This is a genomic window from Klebsiella sp. 54 (assembly GCF_018223875.1).
In the GTDB taxonomy this organism is placed as follows: Bacteria; Pseudomonadota; Gammaproteobacteria; order Enterobacterales; family Enterobacteriaceae; genus Klebsiella; species Klebsiella quasipneumoniae.
The window spans coordinates 321077-338991 of sequence record NZ_JAGRRA010000003.1 but is presented as its reverse complement, the minus strand read 5'-3'; the positions used below and the strand labels follow the sequence as shown (position 1 = coordinate 338991).

The 17915-nt window shown below is 58.8% G+C and carries 17 protein-coding genes; 2 read left to right on the top strand and 15 right to left on the bottom strand.

Annotation, left to right across the window (positions count from 1 at the left end; genetic code table 11):
- Nucleotide 1: 1 nt before the first annotated feature.
- From KHQ24_RS11300 to KHQ24_RS11275, 6 genes are all read right to left on the bottom strand, one after another.
- Nucleotides 2-1153 carry a double-cubane-cluster-containing anaerobic reductase gene (locus tag KHQ24_RS11300; protein WP_023319659.1) on the bottom strand — a complete coding sequence of 384 codons (1152 nt, stop codon included), beginning with the start codon at nt 1151-1153 and terminating at the stop codon, nt 2-4.
- 97 nt (nt 1154-1250) lie between these two features.
- Complete coding sequence (locus KHQ24_RS11295; protein ID WP_004204157.1) at nt 1251-1490, bottom strand: DUF2164 domain-containing protein; 240 nt, start codon at nt 1488-1490, stop codon at nt 1251-1253.
- 25 nt (nt 1491-1515) lie between these two features.
- On the bottom strand, nt 1516-2763 hold the full coding sequence (gene mdtM / locus KHQ24_RS11290) for a multidrug efflux MFS transporter MdtM (protein WP_064151042.1): 1248 nt from the start codon (nt 2761-2763) through the stop codon (nt 1516-1518).
- Nucleotides 2764-2816: 53 nt separating this feature from the next.
- Nucleotides 2817-4109 carry a DUF445 domain-containing protein gene (locus KHQ24_RS11285; RefSeq protein WP_023319661.1) on the bottom strand — a complete coding sequence of 431 codons (1293 nt, stop codon included), beginning with the start codon at nt 4107-4109 and terminating at the stop codon, nt 2817-2819.
- Entirely contained in the window at nt 4102-4764 is a 663-nt protein-coding gene (locus KHQ24_RS11280; protein WP_211777282.1) for a LysE family translocator, read from the bottom strand. Before KHQ24_RS11280 ends, KHQ24_RS11285 begins: the two co-directional genes overlap by 8 nt.
- 47 nt (nt 4765-4811) lie before the next feature.
- Nucleotides 4812-5627, bottom strand: coding sequence for an AraC family transcriptional regulator (locus KHQ24_RS11275; protein ID WP_155026917.1), 816 nt, complete (start codon nt 5625-5627; stop codon nt 4812-4814).
- A gap of 215 nt (nt 5628-5842) precedes the next feature.
- On the opposite strand from KHQ24_RS11275, the gene KHQ24_RS11270 reads away from it, so the two are divergent.
- On the top strand, nt 5843-6757 hold the full coding sequence (locus KHQ24_RS11270; RefSeq protein ID WP_155026918.1) for an Rpn family recombination-promoting nuclease/putative transposase: 915 nt from the start codon (nt 5843-5845) through the stop codon (nt 6755-6757).
- A gap of 159 nt (nt 6758-6916) precedes the next feature.
- Nucleotides 6917-8287 (top strand): NAD-dependent succinate-semialdehyde dehydrogenase, encoded by a 1371-nt coding sequence (locus KHQ24_RS11265; protein ID WP_101839052.1) that lies wholly within the window; start codon nt 6917-6919, stop codon nt 8285-8287.
- A 47-nt stretch (nt 8288-8334) separates the two neighbouring features.
- Here the strand turns inward: KHQ24_RS11265 and KHQ24_RS11260 are convergent, their stop codons facing one another.
- The 9 genes from KHQ24_RS11260 to hpaX all read right to left on the bottom strand — a co-directional run bounded on the left by KHQ24_RS11260 (nt 8335) and on the right by hpaX (nt 17905).
- Complete coding sequence (locus KHQ24_RS11260) at nt 8335-8655, bottom strand: hypothetical protein (protein WP_004204165.1); 321 nt, start codon at nt 8653-8655, stop codon at nt 8335-8337.
- The gene (locus tag KHQ24_RS11255) at nt 8655-9200 is read right to left on the bottom strand and encodes a YfaZ family outer membrane protein (RefSeq protein WP_004204167.1); all 546 of its coding nucleotides are present in this window, start codon (nt 9198-9200) and stop codon (nt 8655-8657) included. Before KHQ24_RS11255 ends, KHQ24_RS11260 begins: the two co-directional genes overlap by 1 nt.
- 400 nt (nt 9201-9600) lie before the next feature.
- Nucleotides 9601-10557, bottom strand: a complete 957-nt coding sequence (gene yjiA / locus KHQ24_RS11250; RefSeq protein ID WP_017899128.1) for a GTPase — start codon at nt 10555-10557, stop codon at nt 9601-9603.
- Nucleotides 10558-10568: 11 nt separating this feature from the next.
- The gene (locus KHQ24_RS11245; RefSeq protein WP_002887451.1) at nt 10569-10772 is read right to left on the bottom strand and encodes a YbdD/YjiX family protein; all 204 of its coding nucleotides are present in this window, start codon (nt 10770-10772) and stop codon (nt 10569-10571) included.
- Between the two features lie 110 nt (nt 10773-10882).
- Nucleotides 10883-13033, bottom strand: coding sequence for a carbon starvation CstA family protein (locus KHQ24_RS11240; RefSeq protein ID WP_004204173.1), 2151 nt, complete (start codon nt 13031-13033; stop codon nt 10883-10885).
- A gap of 295 nt (nt 13034-13328) precedes the next feature.
- Nucleotides 13329-13841: a 4-hydroxyphenylacetate 3-monooxygenase reductase subunit gene (locus KHQ24_RS11235; protein WP_017899127.1), complete on the bottom strand. Its 513-nt coding sequence runs from the start codon at nt 13839-13841 to the stop codon at nt 13329-13331.
- Nucleotides 13842-13860: 19 nt separating this feature from the next.
- Nucleotides 13861-15423, bottom strand: coding sequence for a 4-hydroxyphenylacetate 3-monooxygenase, oxygenase component (hpaB, locus tag KHQ24_RS11230; protein ID WP_211777281.1), 1563 nt, complete (start codon nt 15421-15423; stop codon nt 13861-13863).
- A 223-nt stretch (nt 15424-15646) separates the two neighbouring features.
- Nucleotides 15647-16537: a 4-hydroxyphenylacetate catabolism regulatory protein HpaA gene (gene hpaA, locus KHQ24_RS11225; protein WP_004204176.1), complete on the bottom strand. Its 891-nt coding sequence runs from the start codon at nt 16535-16537 to the stop codon at nt 15647-15649.
- Nucleotides 16538-16546: 9 nt separating this feature from the next.
- A complete protein-coding gene (hpaX, locus tag KHQ24_RS11220) occupies nt 16547-17905 on the bottom strand; it encodes a 4-hydroxyphenylacetate permease (RefSeq protein ID WP_211777280.1) in 1359 nt (452 codons plus the stop codon).
- Between the last annotated feature and the right edge of the window lie 10 nt (nt 17906-17915).

The window sequence follows — 17915 nt, the reverse complement described above, 5'->3', positions numbered from 1 at the left end:
CTTACAGCATTTCGATAAAGGCGGCGACGCGGGTGCTGAGCTGGCCGAGGTCCGCTGTCGAATAGTCGGTTTCTATCGCCATATAAGGAAGGTCGTGCTGCTGGCGCAGATGGCGTTTGATGGCCAGCGATTCCACGGCATAGGTATGGCAGGCCTGCAGAATGACGTCGATCACCCCGTCGGCCTGGTACTCCTCCACCATCTGGCTCAGCAGCTGCAGGCGCTGATGGTTAGGGGAAATACAGGAGCAGCCGATGGCGAGATATTTGTCGGTTAAGGCGTCGTAGACGTCGCCCTCTTCCGCCACGCAGCGCTCGGTGGCCTTCGCGCCGGTGCAGTTTTCATAGCCTACCACCCAGCCGCCGTTTTCTTCGATGGCGCGAACCACTTTCTCCGCCGCGCCGCCGATCGGGCAGCCGGTGATCAGAATGCGCGGGCGGGATGCCAGTCGTTTACCCTGCCGCCACTCCTGACGGATGCGCTCCGCCATGGCGTTGAGCTCGTCAATCAGCGCGGTTTTGTCGAAGCGGAAGGTGGCGCCGTACACCACTTTCAGGATGTCGCCGCCGCTGAGCGCCGGCGGATTGAGCTGCCCGAGACGATAAAAGTGGGCCAGCGCCCGGCGTTCACGGTTTTTCAGCACGATGGCTTCACGCAGCGCCGCCTCGCTAATCGGCGCGCCAAACCGCGCCTCAATCACCTGCTGCAGGCGCAGGATCTCCGCTTTCCACAGCGCGCGGGAGGCCGCGTCGCTGGCGCTGTTCGGCAGCTGCATCACGTGGACCGCCTTGAACTCGGCCATATACTCGTACATTTTCTTTTTGCCGTCGCAGGTGGTTTCCCCGACCACCAGGTCAGAGAAATAGAAGTAGGGGCATTTATCGGTTTTGCCGAAGCCGTAGCTGCTTTTGATTAACGGACAGAGATTGCGCGGCAGATCTTTTTCCGCTTCCTCGATGGTTTCATCGGAGGTAGAGCACAGCGAGACCACCACGGCCCCCGCCGCCATAGCGATCTCCTGAGGCATAAAGGTGCAGTAGGTGCCCACCAGCGGCACGTTCTGCTCTTTAAGATCCATGACGGTGAGAAAGCCCTTCTGGCGAGCTTCCGAGAACTGGTCAAAAATGGCGGGTAGATCGGTGATAAGCGACATGGTTTTCCTTCCCCGTACACGGGAGATGCTGAAAGAGCCGCCATTATAACCCTGTTGTTTGTATGCTTTTATTGATCTCCTGCGTCTGCGCGCGGCGTTAATAGACCTTCTTTAAATCCATCTCTTCCTGGATCCGCTCGCTCCACGCCAGATGAGTGCGGATGGCCTCTTCGATACCGGCGTTGTAGAACAGCGGCCCCAGCTCCTGGGCGATAAAGTCGACAAAAAATTCAGCGTCAAACTGCTCCAGCTCGAGGTTAAACGTCTCTTCGCAGTACTTGCTGAGCCTGTCGCGCAGCAGGTCACGCTGCGCCGGGCTGAGTTCAATCTCACTCATGATGGGGCTTTCTCCGTAAAAGGGGTCACGACTGCCGGGCTTCAATGACCGCTTGCGCACACTGACGCTGGTGGCGTAAGAGTCCGGCGAGGCAGCAGGCGGCGATGAGCCCGGCGGCCACCGCCAACAGGTGGAAGGGCAGTCTCCCGCCATGGAACCACAGCCAGCGCGCGCCTTCAATCGATAAGGCGCTGACGCTGAGGATCACGATATTCAGCGAGGCGGAGACCGTGCCTTTCGGCAGGTCGTTAGAAAAGAGGGTAAAGCGGAACAGCGTCGGGAAAATTAGCCCGATGCCGAAGGCGTAGAAGCAGGTGCCGAGCACCGACCACAGCCAGACGTGCGGCCATACCAGATTCCCAACGATCAGGATGGCCAGGCCGAGCATCTGTACCGGCACCGCGCTGAGGATAAAGCGCGGGCGGGTGGGATCTTTTACCCAGCGCGCCACCGACAGGTTGGCGATGATGACGGCGCTGAAGACCGGCACCTGGCTCCAGGCGAACTCGCTGGTGGTCAGCCCGCCGGCGTCCATTAAAATCACCGGCGATACCGCCACCCAGCTCATCAGCGGAATATAGCTCAGCGACAGCGTGGCGGCGCCGAGCAAAAAGATGCGGTTGCGAAAGACGTTGCGAAAATCGCGCAGCACGCCCAGGGGGCTGAACGGCACATCGCCCCGGCGCACCGTCTCCGGCATGGTCAACAGCAGCCCCAGCCAGGCCACCAGCCCCATGGCGGCGATAATGCCGAACAGCGCTTTCCAGTGGATAAAATGCATCAGCGCCGCGCCGGAAAGCGGGCCGACGATCGGCGCCACCAGCACGACGGAGGTGATCACCGCCATCAGCCTGATCGACCTTTTTTCCTCAAAGGCTTCCTGCACGGTGACGTAGCCGACGGTGGCGATAAAGCAGATGCTGGTGCCCTGCACGAAGCGGGCAATCAGGAACTGGGTCATGGAGGTGGTGAACAGCGTCGCCAGGCAGGCGAGGGTGAAAATGAGCGCGCCGGTGAGCAGTACCGGACGCCGTCCGATTCGGTCAGAGAGCGGCCCCAGCAGCCACTGCAGCGCCATGCCGCCGGCCATATACAGGCTTACCGAGGCTGGGGCCAGCGCCACATCGGCGTTAAAATCCCGCACCACGTGGAGGATCCCCGGCTGGATCAGGTCGGTGGTGAGATAGGCGGAAAAATCATACAGAATGAGCGCCGCCGGGAAGAACAGCGCGGCGGCGTGCCGGGTTAGCCAGTGGGTCATCCGGTGCATTATCTCGCCCTCCCTGTGGAATATTTATCAGCGCTATTGTTCAGATAGTATCATTGCTAACCAATATGCAGATGCAGCAGCGAGGGGATCTGCGAGAGCAGCCACAACAACAGACCGATAGTTCCACCCACCAGGGTGCCGTTGATGCGGATGAACTGCAGATCTTTACCGATGTTGAGCTCGATCTGCCGCGACATATCGCGGGCGTCCCAGCTCTTCACCGTGTCGCTGATATGTCGAGTGAGGAAGGCGGCGAACTCCGGCGCCACCCGATGCGCCGCCTGCTCCAGGTGTTCGTTGAGCGATTCGCGCAGCGCGTCGTCGCGGAGTAAGGTTTCACCGAACCACTGGCCGGCCTCGGCGATGCGCTGCTTGATACGCGAGTCGTCGCTGCTGATATCGTTTTTTACCCAGCCGCGCAGGTCTCCCCACACTTCGCCAAGATAGCGGTTGAAGGTCTCATCATTTTTCAACCAGGCTTTGATGTTATCGGCCTTCTGCGCCAGTTCCGGGTCGGATTTCAGGTTATCGATTAGCTTTTGCGTCGCGCGGTCAAAGGTCTGGCGGATCTGGTGGGTGCGATCGTGGGTGACTTCGTCCAATAGGGTATTCACGGCGTCGGTGACCATCTCGGCGCTGTGCTCGCCGAGCCACTCGGTGGGTAACAGCCTGGCCTTCAGCGGATGTTCGGTCTCCAGCCAGTGTACGATGCCGCGGGCGATAAAAGCGCGGGAGCTGTCGCGCTGCAGCAGGGCGATCAGCTGATTTATCAGCGAATCCAGCAGCTTTTGATGGCGGTTGTCGCGGGTCAGCCCCTCCAGCATCATGGCGCTGGTCTGCGTCAGGTCGACCTTATCGATCGCCTTATGCACCGCGCGCCGCAGCAGGCGCTGAATGCGGGCGTCATCGGTCAGTTCGAGAAAACCGCTCATCACCTGCAGCAGGTGTTGGCCAACCCGCCGGGCGTTCTCAGGCTGGCTGAACCAGTTGCCGAGCATCAGCGCTGGTTGATAGCGGCGGATCAGCGCCACCAGCGACGGGGTATCGAGGAATTTCTCCTCAACGAAGCGGCCGAGGTTGTCGGCGATGCGATCTTTGTTGCGCGGGATAATCGCGGTATGGCGGGCGACAAAGGGCAGCGGAATACGGCGAAACAGGGCCACCACCGCAAACCAGTCGGCCAGCGCCCCGACCATCGCCGCTTCGGAAATGGCCTTCAGCGCGCTGACCCACGGCGTCGGCGGCAGCAGCAGGGTGGTAATAAATAGCGCGGCGGCGATCAGCAGCAGCGACAGCGCCAGCAGTTTGGCGCGTTTCAGTTCAGCGAGTTTTTCCATAAACTTAAGCATATAACCTGACGTCGAGGTCGTGCAAAAATCGCCAGATAATCCACAGACCGAACATCATCAGGATCGCCCCCGCCGCCCGCTCGACCCGCCAGACGATGGCGCTCAGGCGGCGCTGTACCTGCGGCAGCGCAATCGCGCTCACCAGCAGTAAATCCCAGAAGAACACCACGCTGACCATCCACAGCCCGCTCACCGTTTGCTGCAGCAGGGTGACCGCCGGCCCCAGCAGGGAGGTCATCAGCGCCAGATAAAACAGCGCATTCTTCGGGTTGAGCAGCGATGACCCCAGCCCCAGCAGTAGCTGCTTGCCGAACCCCGGACGCGATGCGCAAACGCTCTCTACCGCCATCGCCGCGGGACGGCTGCGAATCAGCAGGCTGCCAATCCACAGTAAGTAGCCCGCGCCCAACAGCTCGATGAGTAAAAACAGCAGCGGCGCCTGGCGCAGAAGTCCCCAGCCAACGATGGCCAGAACAATATACAGCGCATTGCCGGCGGCGATGCCGAGACACAGTCCGAGGCTGCCGCGGATCCGGTAGCGTACAGCGTAACCGACCAGCAGAAAAAAATCGGGGCCCGGGCTGAGCAGGGCGACAAAGTGGGACAGGGCTAACGCCGGGAAGGCGGCGGGGAAGAGAGTCGATAAGGTATGCATAGTGGCCTCGATAATGGTGCTGAGGCCACCCTACGCCAGATGGAAAATTACTTATTGTCGGAAATTGATCTGCTGTGCGCATACTGCCGCGGCGTGGCGGCGGTATAGCTGACGAAGGTTTTATGGAAATGGCTCTGATCGGCAAAGCCGGCCTGATAGCCGACGTCGGCGATAGGGTCCCCGGCGCGTAAGCGCGTTTTCGCATATTCGATGCGCGCCATATTGATCAAACTGGCGGGCGTCAGGCCGGTATCCTGTTTCACGGCGCGGATAACGGTCTCTTTACGTAGCGCGCTATCGTGGGCCAGCTTATCCAGCGATGGCGGCGCCGGCAGATCTGTCGCCAGGCGCTGAAACAGCAGGGCGCTGACGTGATGTGGCGCCTGCGGCGCGGCGGCGCACAGCGGCAGCGCGTGCAGGAGCTGCGCCACCCGGGCTGGCAGTCGCTCAATGCAGCCGCGGCTCATCAGGGCGACAATCTGCTGGAAGCAGGCAAAGAGAGGGCTGTCGCGTAGCAGCGGCTGCGGCGAAGCCATGCTGACGGTAGGGGGAATATCCGGACGCTGCGCATGGCACCATGCCGCCTCCAGGTACAGCATATGATAGCTGCGCGGCCGGTCACGCAGCGGATTACAGCTATGCGGCGCGTGAGGCGGGATCACGATCAGATCCCCGGGCTGCAGGAGATATTCCTGTCCATTGCACAGGCAGCGCGTTTCACCGTCGATAATCGCCCCCACCGAGAGCTGCGGGTGGCTGTGGCGCTTATAGGCCTGACGGCTGCGCCAGGTGCTGCGCAGCTCCAGCCACGGCAGGCGATCGTCTCGCCAGAAGGTTTGGGGAATATCTCGGGTATGGTTCACCGCATCGACCTTTGCTGAGGGGATAAATCGTTTATAGCATGCTGCGCCGAGGCTGTCGCCCGCCGGGATTTGCGTACCGCGTCGAAAAAGGATGTCGCGCTTGCAGTCCGGGGAAATATGTTTTCGTCGCGGAATGTAAAATCCCGGTTTCCGGGGTGCCAGAGACATTCATGGGAGGTAGAGTCCCTGCAGGATAAGCAGGCAGGGATGAGCCGATGGCAAAGGGCACCACCTCGACGCCGCATGATGCGGTGTTTAAACAGTTTCTCACTCAGGCCGACATCGCGCGTGATTTCCTGGCGATCCATCTACCGCCTGCGCTGTGTCAGCGCTGCGACCTCGATACCTTACAGCTGGAGTCGGCAAGCTTTATCGAGGAGAGCCTGCGGGCCTGGTACTCCGATGTGCTGTGGTCACTCAAAACCGCGTCTGGCGAGGGCTACATTTATGTGGTTATCGAACATCAGAGCTCGCCGGATGCGCAGATGGCCTTCCGCCTGATGCGCTACGCCATCGCCGCGATGCAGCGCCATCTGGATAGCGGTCATACCAGACTGCCGCTGGTGGTGCCGATGTTGTTCTATCACGGAGCGACCACGCCATACCCGTGGTCGCTCAACTGGCTGGACTGCTTTGCCGATCCACCGCTGGCGTGGGAGCTTTATGCCTCGCCCTTTCCGCTGGTGGATATCACGGTGATCCCCGACGATGAGATCGTTCGTCACCGGCGCGTGGCATTACTCGAGCTGATACAGAAGCATATTCGCCAGCGCGATTTAATGGGGATTGTTGAGCAACTGACGACGATTTTACTTAGCGGTGACGCTAATGACAGGCAGATAAAAACGCTGTTTAATTATCTGCTGCACACTGGCAACGCGCGCCGCTTTGGCCGGTTTATCCACAAAGTGGCACAACGGGTTCCTCAGCACAGGGAGAGATTGATGACCATCGCCGAACGAATACAGGAAGTGGGCCGCAGAAAAGGCAAACGGGAAGGCCGGCAGGAGGGACAGCATGCTGAAGCGCTGCGCATTGCCCAGAGGATGCTGGCCGACGGCATTGCCCGCGAGACGGTGGTGAAAATCACCGGCCTGACCGCCGATGAGGTCGCCGCGCTGGCGCATTGATAACGCCGGGGCGGCCTGACGGTCGCCCCGGTTAGCCATCGTTATGGAATATTCCGGATATACCTAACTTTACCCGCATCGCCAGCCATCTCGACTACCCTTAATATCCTTAACGGCATTTTTGACTGCCTTTATAGCGATAACAAGGAGACATGCGATATGGCCTATCAGACGGTGAATCCTGCGAACAATCAGCTTATTAAAACGTACCCGGCGCACAGCGATGCGGACGTGGAGGCGGCGCTGCGGCAGGCGGATGCGCTCTATCATTCGGCTTGGGCGAAAGGCGATATTGAACCGCGCCTGGCGGTGCTGCATAAGCTGGCGGATCTGATCGACAGCCGGGTGGAAGATCTGGCGAAAATCGCCAGCCAGGAGATGGGGAAACTCATTAAGCAGAGCCGCGGCGAAGTGAAACTGTGCGCGCAAATCGCCCGCTATTACGCCGATAACGCCAAATCGATGCTGGCGCCGGTGAAGTATCCCTCCGAACTGGGTGAAGCCTGGGTTGAGCACCACCCCATTGGCGTCTTACTGGCGGTGGAGCCGTGGAACTTCCCCTATTACCAGCTGATGCGCGTCCTGGCGCCAAACCTGGCGGCCGGGAACCCGGTTATCGCCAAACACGCCAGCATCGTGCCGCACTGCGCGGAGACCTTTGCCCATCTGGTGCGCGAGGCCGGCGCACCGGAAGGGGCGTGGACCAATCTGTTTATCTCTCAGGATCAGGTGGCGAAGATTATCGCCGACGACCGTGTGCAGGGCGCGGCGCTGACCGGGTCGGAAAAAGCTGGCAGCGTGGTGGCGGCGCAGGCGGCGAAGCATATTAAGAAATCGACCCTGGAACTCGGCGGCAACGATGTGTTTGTGGTGCTCGACGATGCCGACCTCGATCGCGCGGTGAAAATCGGCGTCCAGGCGCGGCTGAATAACGCCGGCCAGGTGTGTACTGCCGCCAAGCGGTTTATTCTGCATGAGAGCATCGCTGAGTCGTTTCTGACGAAATTTAGCGAGGCGTTTCGCCAGGTAAAAATAGGCGATCCGCTGGATGAAAGCACCACGCTGGGGCCGCTCTCCTCTAAAGATGCGCTGGAAACCTTGAGCAAGCAGGTGGACGAGGCGGTCAAAAACGGCGCCACGCTGCATCTGGGCGGCAAAGCGGTGGCGCGGGAAGGCAACTTCTTTGAACCCACTATCCTGACCGGTATCACCCGTGACAACCCGGCGTACTTCGAAGAGTTCTTTGGCCCGGTGGCGCAAATCTACGTGGTGAAAAACGATGAGGAGGCGATTGCGCTTGCCAATGATTCTCACTATGGCCTGGGCGGCGCGGTGTTCAGTCAGGACATCGAACGCGCCAAACGGATGGCATCCGCCATTGAAACCGGGATGGTCTATATCAACTGGCTGACCGATACCGCGCCCGAACTGCCGTTTGGCGGCGTGAAGCGTTCCGGTTATGGCCGGGAGCTCTCCGATCTCGGGATCAAAGAGTTCGTGAACCAGAAGCTGGTGGTGGTGCGCCGCTAGGCCGGCCATAAAAAAACCTGCCATCCGGCAGGTTTTTTATAATAGATTTATTGCACTTCGACTTTATCCCAGCCGCTTTTGAACATACAGCTGTCGACTAAGGTCTCCCGCTGATATTCATTCGCGTCTTCTACCGTATAACTTGTTTCAACATCCTGTTTCTTTTGCTTTTTGTCCGTTTTTTCTGAACTGGACCCGGTCACCACGTTATCCGGCGGGAGATCGACCAGGGCCTGCGCTTCACATTCGGTGAGCTTTTTATGCATCTCGGCATCGCTTAAACCCGGCTTCACCCAGGTATACTGAGTGCAGCCGGTCAGCAGCAACGCCAGGCTCAGCGCAGAGAGCGCGGCGAGACGTGATTTCATCAGAAGGTAACCCCGCCGCCTACGTAGGCGCCGTCAATCAGGGTGTGGTTTGGGCGGCCCTCTTTGCCGTCAACGCTCACGTGACGGTAACCCACCTTCAGGGTCAATGGACCAACCGGGGACCAGCTCACGCCGCCGTTCGCTTCAACATAGTTTTTCACGCTGTTGTTCAGGCCGTCGGGCGCGACATACCCTTCGCCAAATACGTGGATGCTGTCGGTCAGGGCCACGTTCACCCCGCCGCCGACCGGAAACGCGACGCCGTTATCGCCTTTTTTCGGTCCCAGATAGATAGCTTTCGCGCCAGCGTTGAGCATCACCGGGCCCACTTCCAGATTGTAACCCGCGCCAACGCCGCCGGTCTGGCTACCGTCATCGGTATTCTTCAGCCAGTGGCTTTCGGCATACAGGCCGGAAGAGGATTTACCCATTTCCATATTCAGGTTGGTAAAATTCTTACCTTGTTCAACGGTAAACCCCATTGCCATGGCGGAACCAGAGACCGCAGTCAGGGCAGCAACAATAAGGATGTTAAGCTTTTTCATGGTTTGCTCCTCGTCATTAAATTTGTCTGAGGGCACCTTAACAATCGATGTTTACCTCTGCAAATGTGACTTACGTCGATTTTTTATGCTGGTTTTGTCAGCGGTGTGTTTTGATAATGTTGTAAAGACGTTGGGTTACGGCGAGGTCAATCATGAAATTTGGTCTGTTTAGCAGAGGTTTAATGGGTGAGCTAAACAGAAACTGAACAGGGCGGGCATTAATTATTAAGGATCCTATTCATTTAGTTTCTTATTATTTCCAAAAGTGTTTCTACTGTTACTTATAAAAACGTTGATTTACATTTTTCGACGCGATGACGACGTTTTGTTCCTGTCTTTGACGATGTGCGGTGAGAGAAGGGGGCCTGCGCCTTAGCGCGCAGGCGGGTAGGCGGGTAGGTTAGCGTCGTAACCCGGCAAACGCCGCGCGAATTTCCTCTTCCGGCAACTGAATGCCGATAAACACCAGCGTGCTGTGCGGCGTTTCATCGCCCCACGGGCGATCCCAGTCGGCGCTGTAGAGGCGCTGCACGCCCTGGAACAGTAGCCGATTCGGCTCGCCGTCGATCCACAGCATCCCTTTATAGCGCATCAATTGATCGGCGAAGGAGAGCAGCAGGTTTTCCATTACCCGTGATACCTCGCTGATATCCACCGGGTAATCCATCTCAACCACGATTGATGACACGTCGTTTTGCTTCTCGGCCATAAAGTGGAAACGCGGTGTGCTGTTAACGACCTTCTCTTCCAGCATAAAGCCGCTGGTGTTAAACAGCTGGCTTAGATCGATATCGCCATGAATGACGGTATAAATCGGCGCCCGGGCATTGATGCGCGCCAGGCGTTCGCGCAGCTTTTCGGTATCGCCGGCTACATCAGTTTTGGTCAGCAAAATGCGGTCCGCGTAGCCCACCTGCGACTGGGCGATGGTGAACTGATCCATCTGCTGGTCGGCATGGACCGCATCCACCAGGGCGATCACGCCATCCAGCAGATAGCGCTCGCAAAGCACCTCATGGGAGAAAAAGGTTTGGATAATCGGCCCCGGGTCGGCCATGCCGGTGCACTCAATCACCAGCCGGTCAAACTCGATTTCCCCGCGATCGCGGCTGTCGAGGAGATCGAGCAGGGCGTCTTCCAGTTCGTTGGAGCGCGTACAGCAGATGCAGCCGTTGGTCAGGGTTTTGATCTGCGTGGCGCGGTCGCCGATCAGCTGATCGTCAACGGAGACTTCGCCAAATTCATTTTCAATCACGGCGATTTTGAAACCGTGCTGCTCATTCAGGATATGGCGCAGGAGGGTGGTTTTTCCTGCGCCGAGAAAACCGGTGAGTAGGGTGACTGCAATCGGTGCCATTATTGCCTCCATTAACAGCAGCGTACGCCGCCTTTGCCGTCGCCGCCGTAGCGGGCCTGCTGGCGTTCGCGGAAGAATTCTTCATAAGTCATGTACGGCTGATCCGGATGGTTGGTTTGCATATGGGTGACGTAGTTGTCGTAATCCGGAATGCCAATCAGCATTTTCGCCGCCTGACCGAGATATTTTTTAGCCTGACCTAAGTTACCAAACATTGTAAGTTCCAGATAACGAATAAAGCCGGATGGCGACTCGCGCCTTATCCGGCCTACGTTAATGCGCTTGTTTGTAGGCCGGATAAACGTAGCGCTATCCGGCATCAGAGTTAATGATGTGACGAGGTCTTCACACCGCCTTCCGGTACCGGCACGTACGGGGTCTCTTTGTCGGTGCGCACCTTATTGTTGCGCACGTTGAGCCAGGTTTTGATGCCGTAGAAGATGATGCTGTACACCACCACCAGGAACAGGATACTCAGCCCGGCGTTGGTGTAGTTGTTGACCACGATATGATTCATGTTGGCAATCTGCTGCGCGGTCAGCTCGCCGCCGGCGGCGATCTTCTCTTTATACTGCTGAGCCATAAAGAAGAAGCCTTCCATCTGCGGGTTGGTGCTGAACAGCTTCAGGCCCAGCGCCCAGGTGGTGCACAGCAGCAGCCACGCAGCCGGGATCACGGTGACCCAAATATATTTGGTGCGCTGCATTTTGACCAGCACCACGGTGCCAAGCACCAGCGCCACGGCGGCCAGCATCTGGTTAGAGATACCGAACAGCGGCCACAAGCTCTTCACGCCGCCCAGCGGGTCGACCACGCCCTGATACAGCAGGTAGCCCCACAGCCCGACGCAGCCGGCGGTACCGATAATCCCGGCGACCAGCGAGTCGGTTTTTTTCAGGAACGGCACGAAGTTACCCAGCAGATCCTGCAGCATAAAGCGGCCTGCGCGGGTACCGGCATCCAGCGCGGTGAGGATAAACAGCGCTTCAAACAGGATACCAAAGTGGTACCAGAAGCCCATATCCGCCATCGGGATGATTTTATGGAACACGTGGGCGATACCGACGGCCAGCGTCGGCGCGCCGCCGGCGCGGTTCAGTACCGAAGGTTCGCCGATATCTTTCGCCGTCTGCAGGATCTGCTCAGGTGAAATCACGAAGCCCCAGGAGCTGACGGTCGCCGCCGCGTGGACGGTCACTTCTTTCAGCTGAGCGGCGATCATCGCCGCGTTTTCACCGCCCATTTCGTGCAGGTTCGGCATGACGATGCCAAGGCCCGCCGGCGGGGTGTTCATCGCGAAGTAGAGACCCGGTTCGATAATCGATGCCGCGACCAGCGCCATGATGGCCACGAAAGATTCCATCAGCATCGCGCCATAGCCGATAAAGCGGGCATCGGTTTCGTTGGCCAGCAGCTTCGGCGTGGTGCCGGAGGCGATCAGCGCGTGGAAGCCGGAGACCGCGCCGCAGGCGATAGTGATAAACAGGAACGGGAACAGGGCACCTTTCCACAGCGGGCCGGTGCCATCAATGTACTGGGTCACTGCCGGCATTTTCAGGTCCGGGTTGAGGATAACGATCCCCAGCGCCAGGCCGACGATAACGCCGATTTTCAGGAAAGTAGCCAGATAGTCACGCGGCGCCAGAATCAGCCATACCGGCAGCAGGGCGGAGATAAACGCGTAGCCAATCAGGGTAAAGGTGATGGTGGTGTCTTTAAAGGTCAGCGCCGGGCCCCAGTAGGGGTCGTGAGCAATAATGCCGCCGAACCAGATGGAGGCCACCAGCAGCACGATACCGATAACCGACACTTCACCCACGCGGCCCGGGCGCAGGAAGCGCATGTAGATACCCATGAACAGGGCGATAGGCACCGTCGAGCAGACGGTAAAGACGCCCCACGGGCTCTCCGCCAGCGCTTTCACTACGATCAGCGCCAGTACCGCGAGGATGATGATCATAATCAGGAAGCAGCCAAACAGGGCGATAGAGCCCGGAACCGGCCCCATCTCCTGCTTGATCATCTCGCCCAGCGAGGCGCCGTTACGCCGCGAGGAGATAAACAGCACCATAAAGTCCTGTACTGCCCCCGCCAGCACCACGCCGGCCAGCAGCCAGAGGGTGCCAGGCAGATAGCCCATCTGCGCGGCAAGCACCGGGCCCACCAGCGGGCCGGCGCCGGCAATGGCGGCGAAGTGGTGGCCAAACAGCACGTAGCGGTTGGTCGGCACATAGTTCAGGCCATCGTTATTAATGACCGCCGGCGTCGAGCGCGTCGGGTCAAGCTTCATCACCTTCTGCGCGATATACAGGCTGTAATACCGGTAGGCGACGAGGTACACGGAAACCGACGCCACGACGATCCACAGGGCACTGACGTGCTCACCGCGGCGCAGGGCGACGACTGAGAGGCAAAATGCCCCGATGATTCCGAGAATCACCCAGGGTATGTGCTTGAGTAGTTTTTTGGTATCCATAGTAAAACCTGGCGTTAATTAGATGAATAATTGGCCGAAGCCGTCTGGTTTTAAGTAAGGGTTAATGGAGGTATTGATTAGCTAGGCTGGCTTCGATCTTGCCAGAACTACGCGCGCGTAAAGTTGGGTAAATCGGTGAGTGGTTGTATAGGGGGTTAAGCGGTTACTGGAGGGGGTAAGCGGTTGGCTACGAAGTGAACAGGGCTGGATTATGTGATTGTGATCACAGGAGATTGTGGCCTGCGACTCTGTTGGTTAACGCTCCTCCCCAACCGGGGAGGAGCAGGCGAGGCCATTACACCGCGACTTCCATGTCCATCATCACCGGATGGAAACGGCGTTTAAAGTAAATCAGGCCGTGGCCTTGCGGGCTCAGGGTAATATTGCGGATCTCCACCAGATATACCAGGTGGGTACCGATGGTTTGCACCTGGCTAATCTCGCCTTCGAGACTGGCCAGCGAGCCCTTCAGCACCGGCTGCCCGAGCGCGCCGTGCTGCCAGCCGCTGAGGGCAAACCGCTCTTCCATCGTCACCCCGGTCATCCCGGCGAAATGACGGGCCATGATTTCCTGTTCGTGGTTCAGCACGTTGATGCACAACTTGCCGTTGCCCTGAAACACCGGGTTCATCGCGCTGTTGGCGTTGATACACACCATCACCGATGGCGGCGTATCCGTCACCGAGCACACCGCCGTGGCGGTAATCCCGCAGCGGCCGGCTTCGCCTGCGGTAGTGACCACATTCACCGCCGCCGACAGGCTGGCCATGGCATCGCGAAAACGCAGGCGTTGTTCATCTAATTGCATTATGACCTCCCGCTGCGAATTACTTCAGCAGCTTATCCAACATGTTGATATCAGCGTTATTGTGCAGATGCGGCACCGTCCAGCCGTTCTGGTCGTACTCGGACAGGCAGCGGTCGACCATCGCCATCATCTTGTCCATATTGCCGGAGCTCTGCGCCTGGCGCAGACACTGCAAGCGAATCTCATCCTGGCTACCGGAGTAGTTGATTTCATACAGCTCGTGGCGGCCGCCGAATTCGCTGCCGATCGCATCCCACATCAGTTTGAGGATCTTGATACGTTCAACGTGATCCATACCGTTGGAGCCGCGCACGTACTTCGCCAGATACTGGTCGATCTGCGGGTTGTTCAGATCGCGGGCGCTGGACGGCAGATAAATCAGGCCGCTGGTGACGTTGCGCTCGATGATGTTTTTGATCTTGGCGTAGGCCATCGGGGCCATCACGCGATAGGTCTGCAGCGCGGCGTGATCCGGCAGCCATGCGCCGTTGACCCACGGCGTCGCTTCCGAGCACATGGAATCGCTTAACGCCCAGAACATGTTGCGCCACGCCACAACTTCACCAAGGTCGGCCTGCACGCCGCGGAATTCGAGGGTACCGGTACATTCCAGAGAACGCTTCAGCAGGGCGGTGATAAAGTCCAGTTTCACCGCCAGGCGCACGCAGGCCTGCAGCGGATACATGCGGGCGAAACCGCCCTCCATGGTCCAGCGCCGGCAGCGGTCAAAGTCGCGGTAAATCAGCACGTTCTCCCAGGGGATCAGCACTTTATCCATGACCAGAATCGCGTCGTTCTCGTCGAAACGGCTGGAGAGCGGATAGTCGTACGGGGACCCGGTCGCGCCGGCGACCATCTCATAGGAGGCGCGGGAGATAAGCTTCACCCCTTCGGCATCCATCGGCGCGACGAACATCAGCGCGAAGTCCGGGTTCTCGCCCATCACCTGTGCGGAGCCGAAGCCGATCATGTTGTAGTGGGTCAGCGCCGAGTTGGTGGCGACTACTTTCGCGCCGCTGACGATGATCCCGGCATCGGTCTCTTTTTCCAGCTTGATGTAGACATCCTTCACTTCATCAGCCGGCTTGTGGCGGTCGATTGGCGGGTTGACGATCGCATGGTTAAAGTACAGGCCGGTTTCCTGAATGCGGGTGTACCAGTTGCGGGCGTTCTGCTCGAACTGGCCGTAAAACGCCGGGTTGGCGCCCAGCGCGCAGCCGAAGGCGGCTTTATAGTCCGGGGTGCGGCCCATCCAGCCGTAGCTTAGGCGTGACCACTCGGCGATGGCGTCGCGCTGCTGGCGCAGATCGTCGGCGCTTTTCGCCACGCGGAAGAATTTATGGGTGTAGCCGCCGTTGCCGGTATCGGTGCCCCAGCACAGGGAATCCTGCATCTCCGGTTTGTGCAGCGCATCGTACAGTTGCGCGACAGAAGCCGCGGCGTTACGAAAGGCCGGGTGGGTGGTGACATCCTTCACGCGCTCGCCGTAGATATAAATTTCGCGGCCATCCTGCAGGCTTTTTAAATATTCTTCGCCAGTTAACGGGCGTTTCGCGTCGGCGCGGAAATCTTCAGGTTTCATAGGGGCCTCTTCAGTATTTATCGGAAAATAATGTTAAATATATGTTTTGTTTTTGTTGTTTAATTGAAGCGGTTATTGCGCTTGTCGTGAAGGGACGTTTGCGACAACGACGGGTACTTTTCAGGCGGGAGTGAATTTTGTGATCTCTGCAGCTTTTGCCGGCTGGCGCGGCGCTGACCCGACCTGTGGGCCATCGTTCGGCAGGCGCAGCGCCAGCGGGGACTTACGATACCGGTACTTTTTGCGCCCGGTAGCTGCTGGGCGAGCAGCCGACCTGGCGGCTAAAAAAGCGCGCAAAATAAGCGGGATCTTTAAACCCCAGCTGCCAGGCTATCTCATTAACCGCGCTATCGGAAAACAGCAGCAGCCGCTTCGCCTCGCGTAGCTGGCGGTCGAATATCAGCCGCTTCGGCGAACGGTTGGCAAAGCGGCGACAGATATCGGTCAGCCGCGATTCGGTCAGGTGCAGTTCCCTGGCGTAATCCGGTACCGTCCAGTGCTGATGGTAGTGGCTGTCGATCATCTGGTTAAAGCGCTGGAATAGCTTCAGCTCGCCGCGCATGCCGCTGGCAGCGTGATCGTCGAGCTTTGCGTTACGCAATAGCAGGGTAAAGACCGCCTGCGCCAGCAGCGCCAGGGTATGCTCGCGCCCCGGCAACTGGGCGGTAGATTCCCGGCGAATCAGCTGCCAGTAGTGCGCCAGCGCCGCCAGCTCGTCGGGTTTATCCGCCAGCGACAGGCAGATCCCCGGCAGGCCGAAGGTCTCCCGCGTGCCGGGATAAAGCACCTCCAGCAGCGGCCAGATGAGTTCTTCGTGCACCGTCAACACGTGACCATCGCTATCGGACTCGGTAATAAAGGCGTGCGGCACCGAAGGCGGCGTTATCACAAACAGCGGCGCCTGCACCGAGTAGCGATGGTCATCAAGCTGCAGCTCAATCTGCCCGGTATCAAGAAAGTGCATCTGAAAATAGCGGTCGTGGCGATGCGCCTGCATGTCGCGGCCAAAAAAGGCCGCCATACGGGCAAACGACTGATAGTGCACCTCTTCGGTACCCAGACTCTCGTCGTAATCTTTATTGATGTCGATGTTGGCGATGGAATGCTGGCACATACCCGCTCCTTAGTGGCCTTTTTGCGCCGCTAAGCCCGGCGCGGCGGCGGCGTCCTCACGCTGGCTCATTGGAATGCGGGTGAGCACCAGCGCGCCGACGATCAGCAGCCCGGCGACAAACCACAGCCCGGAGCTAAAGCTGCCGGTGGTATCACGCAAAATGCCGATCAACAGCGGGCTGACGGCAGAGCCGACGTTGCCGATGGCGTTGATCACCGCCAGCGCCACCGCGCGCGACTGCAGGCTGATCACCCGATCAGGGGTGGTCCAGAAAATGGCCATCGCGGTAAAGGATCCCACCGAAGCCATAATAATGCCGATCAGCTGGATCAGGCTGTGGTGCGTTGCCGAAGCCAGCAGCCAACCCGCCGCGGCGAACAGGTAGGGCAGGATGGTATGCATCTTGCGCTCTTTGCGCCGGTCGGAGCGGCGACTCCAACAGATCATGCCGAAAATGGTGCAGAACTGCGGGATCGCCGCCAGCAGGCCAATCATGATGTTGCTACTGCCGGTGTTGAAGCTCTGCAGGATCTGCGGCGTCCAGATATTAATGGCGCTGAGGGTATTGGTCAGGCAGAAGTAGGCCAGGGTATACATCAGCACCGCTGGCGTCAGGACTTCGCGCAGCGTGGAACGCGGCGAAGCCGGGACGATCGCCGCATGTTCCCGTTCGCGATCGATCATCGCCTTCAGCGCCTGTTTCTCTTCGTTATCCAGCCAGTTGGCTTTATCCGGCGTGTCGTTGAGGAAGAACCAGGTGACGACGCCAAGCACCACCGATGGCAGGCCTTCCAGCAGAAACAGCCACTGCCAGCCCTTCAGGTTCCACAGGCCGTCGAGCGCCAGAATATAGCCGGAAAGTATCGAGCCGAGCATCATGGTCACCGGCATGGCGATCATAAACAGGGCGTTGGCGCGGGCGCGATGGTAGGCCGGGAACCACCAGGTCAGATAGACGAGGATCCCTGGTAGGAAACCAGCCTCGGCGATGCCGACCAGCATGCGCAGGATGTACAGCGTATGCGGGCTGGTGGCGAACATGGTACAGGTCGAGGCGATCCCCCAGACCACCATGATCCCGGCGATCCAACGGCGCGCGCCAACTTTCGCCAGCATGATATTGCTGGGGATCCCGCACAGTACGTAGGTGACGTAGAACAGCGTCGCCGCCAGGCCGAACATGGTGGAGGTCAGACCGAGGTCTTTGCCCATCGTCAGGCCGGCGAAGCCGATATTAATGCGGTCCAAAAATGAGAAAACAAAGAGAACGAACAGGAAGGTGATCAGGCGGCGGAACAGCTTTTTGATCACCCGGTTTTCTACTTCAACGGCTTTATTATCATTGTGTTGCAGGGTAGAGGTAGTCATGTTGCGCTCC